Genomic DNA, 5,172 nt, shown 5'->3' with positions numbered 1-5,172 from the left:
GCAGGCAGTGGGTGCTATTGGCAATATTGTGATCTTCCCGCAGATGTTCCTGTCAGGTGTGTTCTTCCCCATCAAGGCGATGCCTGATGTAGTCCAGCCCGTGGCGCGGGTGCTGCCACTCACCCCTGTGGTGGACAGCATGCGGGAGATCGCCAACAACGGCATGGCGCTCGTTGAAATCATGCCGAGCCTGCTTGGAGTTGCCGTCTGGATCGTGATCAGTTTCGCCCTGGCAACACGGCTATTTGTCTGGAAGGAAGTAGTGAATTAGACATCACTGATGAAGCCAGTCGTCAGGGTCTGCGCTTGTTGCCCATGTCCGAACGTCAAGCAGAGAGTATAAACCGCTTCAGCCTTAGGACGTACTCCGGTCACGAGCTGACATCAGTTTTCATACAAATCCCTTACCCAGTCTTCTTGCAGCTGTATTGTGAATCCCCATTCGAGATGACCTTGGTTTGATGAGATGCTTGAACTTTGGATTCCAACGTAACGCATACTGAACAATACCTGCGCGATCATAATATTGAGCAGGGCGATCAATAACAACATATGCCCCCATGTCCGAAAGGGCACTGAAGAGCTTTTTGTGATCCAGACCCCTTACATTTCATGCCCGCTTCGGAACAGTAACCGGCGTTAATTTAACGGCAAGGGCAATGTTCTTGGATGTCTCTAACCGGCCAAAAGCCGACAGCGACAATGGTTGTAGCCTCAAATACTTCGGATGTAAGTGTTAAATGACGACCAGAAAATTTGTAACAAGCTGTATCGTGTCGAATTGAAGGTAATTGTTTATGACGCATAATTATCAATAAAGGGTTCCAGCGCACCAAGTAATCCCTTTGGATTATCACCTTGAATGGAATGTCCCGCATGTCTGATAGTCACATAAGTACCATTTTGCAACTCATCGAAGAATCGAAGTGCATTCGTATCCGAGAATACATCACTCTCCTCTCCCCTCATGACGAGTACCGGGCACCTGATTTCGCCAACATGTTGTGCCAGTTCATTCATTCCTACTCGTATCTGCGACATTCGATCTGTCACTCGAGTATCCGTTTTCCATGTCCACCTTCCGTCAATGAGACGACGTAGATTTCGCTGCAAACTGTATCGCAGCAACACAGGGTCCCGCCTACGATTAAATCTGAGCGCCGCCGCGACATAGTCATCCAGATGCTGGTGTTGCCGGTTATCGTTAACAAATCTTGATATTGCTGCAGCACTTGTGAAGTCCACATAGGGACCGGCATCCACCGCGACGAAACCATCCAATGTCTCGCCGCGCTGTCTTGCGTACTGCAGTCCGACGATGCATCCCATGGACATGCCAATAATCGTCACCGACGGCCATTTCAGGTGGCGGGTTAACGCAACTACATCCTCACTTTGTGCCTCCATTGAGTAATCGCCTTCATAACTCCATTCACTGTCGCCATGCCCTCGCTGATCAAGTGCGACTGAGTGGTATCGATCACTTAGCGCCGCACAGATAACATTCCACGTGTGACAAGTCTGATTACCACCGTGCAGAAACAGAAGACGGGGCATCTCCTGCTTGCCCCACTCTCGATAATGGAAGCGACGTTCATTTAGAACCACGTGATGATCAACAACCGAAACGTCTGTAGGCAGTCGAATGCCCGCTATTTCAGCCACTCGTTTTAGCTGTTCATTTTCGTTCATAACTCAACCCTTAACTTTGAGTACTCTAAGTTAATAACTTAGACTATACTAAGTTATCCCCTTAAAGCAAACGGTTCCGGATGACAAAACCACGTAAAAAAGCTTCCGAAGCTCGCGCAGAGATTCTCGACGTAGCGCAAACCTACCTCAGCTCGGGCGGACCAGATGCGGTGAAAGTACAACAAATCGCCGCAGATTTGGGTGTCACGGATGCCGCGGTTCATTACCACTTCAAGAACCGCGACAACCTAATGATGGCGTTACTCAAGCACGCCGGACGTGAGCTAAAACGCGCCCTGACTGAAAACCTTCACTCACAATCCACTGCCGACATCGCTCGTGAACTGGATCGAGTCTATCGCGAAGAGGGTATGGCTAATCTCGCCATGTGGTTGTCCTTTGCAGGCGCTCAAAATCAGGAGAAAGGTATGTTCAGAGAGCTCGTGAATCAACAGAAAACCAACGCCAAGACTCTGAAGGAAACTCAGTTCCGCATCGCCATGTTAAATCTGGTCCTCGCTGCCGAACCCCTGCTCGGCGAGGGATTTTTAAGGAGTGTTGACCTCGAGGGTAGTGATAAGAATCGACGCGAATTTCGCGAGTGGATGATAAAAAAACTTACGCAAATCCTGGACTAGATCGCCTGACACATTTATCCGCTTGAAGACTGCATTCTCTTGTTCCTGACTTGTTTCCGCTTTGCTAAGCAACCGCTTTGGGCACTAACCGACGGAATTTTGTAATCCAGACCCCCTTATATATCCTGCCCGCTTCGGAACAGTAACCGGCCAAAAATCAACAGGTAAGAGTATCGTTCACAGCCGTCTCTGTCCGGCCAAAAGCGGTAGTTCAGGCATCCTAATAATGGCCGGACGACCGGCCCTAGAGCGTTTTTCGGAATCGGCGCGAGGATGTAATGCTAAGACCCTTTCCTGTGAATAGTTTTGCCCTCTTTGATGGTTTCCATCACTAGGATATCTTTCAGCATCATCGGATCAACTGTCAGCGGATTGTCAGACAGGATGACGAAATCGGCCAGTTTCCCTGTTTCGATTGAGCCTTTGGTATCTTCCTCAGAAAACTGGTAGGCGGCACTCAGCGTGCTGGCCTTGAGCGCGTCCATAACAGTTATCTTCTGCTCGGGACCAATCACCTTGCCAGTCCGGGTCACGCGATTGACAGACGCCCAGATCAACATCATCTGATCAATTGGATGGACCGGTGAGTCATGATGAATGGTAACCGACAGACCACGATCAAGTGCCTCCCTTGCCGGATTGAGCCGAGCGGTACGTGCCGGTCCGTAGATGAAGTCACGGTGGAAATCGCCGAAATAGAAATTGTGGGCTACCTGGAACGTTAGTGTCACATCGAGCTTCGCCAGCTTATCTAACTGATCCCCTTGTGCTTGCTGGATATGGATCAGCTGGGTACGCCGTCCCTCACCTGGCACAGCGGTTTCCGCCGCCTGCACAGCCTCGATTGCCTGGTCAAGCGCTGCATCGCCTAGTGCATGAATGTGGACTGGGGTACCGGCACGGTAGTTCGATTCCACTAGTGCATTCAGCTCCGCCTGGTTCTGGATATGCGGATAACCTCGATAATCCTTTTCACCGGAAAACTGCTTGAAATATGGCTCGCGCAGATAAGCCGTGCGGCCGGGTGAACCGCCGTCGAGCACGACCTTTAGGCCACCGACCCGAAAATGATTCCGGTAGTCTTCTGCATACAGAGCGCTGATCTGCTCCACTGTGAATATCTTATTAAAACCGAACGCGATGACATCGAGAGGGAGTCGTTGCTGGCGGGCCATTTCCTGCAGCAGAGCCATGGACAGCCGTGAGGCACCCATCTCCGTCACCGTAGTGAAGCCCGCCGCAGCGTATTCTTGCAGCGCATAATCCATGCGTTGCAGCGCGCTTTCTCCCGGCGCTTCGCCCGCCGCGACATCGGCTCCACCAGCAAGTAAGCCGTCAAGTATGGGAAGCACCACCGGGTACTGGGCATTTTCCTGCAAGATGCCATTGGGCTCACGACTGTCTGAGAAACGTAGAATACGTCCGCCCTCAGGATCCTCCGAGTCTGCTGAAATATCCGCGAGTTCGAGCCCCTTGCTGTTCAACACCACTTGATGCGAGGAGAAATGGATTAACACTATCGGCACCGTGAGACTTACCTTGTCGAGATCGTCACGTGTTGGGTGGCGACCCTCCTCGAGCATGGCATTGTCATATCCCCAACCGATCAACCATTCACCGACCTCCGGGGGTGCACTGGCGAGGCCATCCCGAAGTGCGCGCTGAATGCTCGTAATGCTGTTTGCTGAGCCCGCTGGAGGCGGATCGGTGTTGACCACAGCCAGCTTGGCTGCAGTTAATGTCGCGTGGCTATGGGCATCGAAAAATCCGGGGAGCAAGGTTTTACCGGCCAGATCTATCCACCGTGTATGACCGTCAGCATGCGCTTTAGCATCAGCGTAATCTCCAGCCATCACTATTTTTCCATCAAGCACCGCTACGGCTTCCGCCTCAGGTTGGAGATCATTCATGGTGATGATTTCGCCATTGAAATAGATTGACTCAGCCGGTACCCAGCTTGCGACAGGCACGGCGGCTGAAACCGGTTCTTCCGATTCGCTGCACCCGCTTAGGAGCATCACGAAGCAACAGAGAGCGGCTAAAAAATTGGGCTTCGGAATCGGAGCGGCCTGGGGCGCTACGAGTTGTACCGCATTGACTAACTGATCATGTGCCTGATGACACTGTTTGCAGATTGCCACGTCGCAAGTACCTAACGAAACTCAAGCCCTTCAAAATCACCGGTATCTCGCCACTCCTTGATGTATTCAAAAAAAGCGCTCGCACCCTGGGGGTAACCGACGTTGAATTGTGCCCTGGGACCGGGGTCCTGGCCTTCGTTATTGTAGTAGCCAGGCGTGCAATCCGGCGAGCCGAGCATACTGCCGCCACCCGTCATCAAATGTTCTAGCCACTCCTCTTCGGCGTCCTTCGTGAGCTCCACCTGTCGGAAACCGTTCTCCAGGGTGTGGTTGATAATCAGCGCGATGGTTTTTCCTGCCTCCGTCAGGTTGTGCGGAATATTGGAGATAAGATTCGCGCCTTGCGTCGGTTGCACGATGAAGGCGTTGGGGAAGCCGTGTACATGGGTTCCGTGTTTGGTGCGCATGCCTTCAGCCCAGTGCGCCGACAACTTCAAACCGTTCCGTCCGATCATGTCGTAGCCGGAACGACGTTCGTAGGGCGTTCCCACCTCGAAGCCGGAAGCGTAGATAACGCAATCGACCCCGTACTCGTTCCCCGCTACGACAACGCCTGTTTCGGTAATTCGCTCGACACCTTTGCCATCCGTGTCAATGAGGTAGGTACCAGGGACGTTGAAGGCTTGCAGGTACTCGTCGTGAAAACAGGGACGCTTGCAGAGTTGCCGGTACCATGCCTTCAGGTCTTGTGCCGTGTCATG

General features: G+C 52.3%; 5 protein-coding genes. 2 read left to right on the top strand and 3 right to left on the bottom strand.

All coding sequences use genetic code 11. The annotated features are described in order from the left end of the window. A partial coding sequence (locus tag O6944_04710) for an ABC transporter permease (GenBank protein MCZ6718440.1) occupies positions 1-271 on the top strand: 271 nt, incomplete at its 5' end. Positions 272-795: 524 nt separating this feature from the next. Here the strand turns inward: O6944_04710 and O6944_04705 are convergent. After that, positions 796-1,692, bottom strand: coding sequence for an alpha/beta hydrolase (locus O6944_04705; GenBank protein MCZ6718439.1), 897 nt, complete (start codon positions 1,690-1,692; stop codon positions 796-798). Between the two features lie 80 nt (positions 1,693-1,772). Here O6944_04705 and O6944_04700 point away from each other — a divergent pair, with 80 nt between their 5' ends. Then, positions 1,773-2,330, top strand: a complete 558-nt coding sequence (locus O6944_04700; GenBank protein ID MCZ6718438.1) for a TetR/AcrR family transcriptional regulator — start codon at positions 1,773-1,775, stop codon at positions 2,328-2,330. Between the two features lie 281 nt (positions 2,331-2,611). Here the strand turns inward: O6944_04700 and O6944_04695 are convergent, their stop codons facing one another. Further along, a complete protein-coding gene (locus O6944_04695; GenBank protein ID MCZ6718437.1) occupies positions 2,612-4,471 on the bottom strand; it encodes an amidohydrolase in 1,860 nt (619 codons plus the stop codon). Between the two features lie 11 nt (positions 4,472-4,482). Next, the coding region (locus tag O6944_04690) for a monooxygenase (GenBank protein ID MCZ6718436.1) at positions 4,483-5,172 on the bottom strand (690 nt) is incomplete at its 5' end.

This window comes from Gammaproteobacteria bacterium, assembly GCA_027296625.1.
Lineage (GTDB): Bacteria > Pseudomonadota > Gammaproteobacteria > JAKEHO01 > JAKEHO01 > JAKEHO01.
Note: the sequence above shows the minus strand (reverse complement) of the source record. Positions and strands in the feature narration are given on the sequence as shown.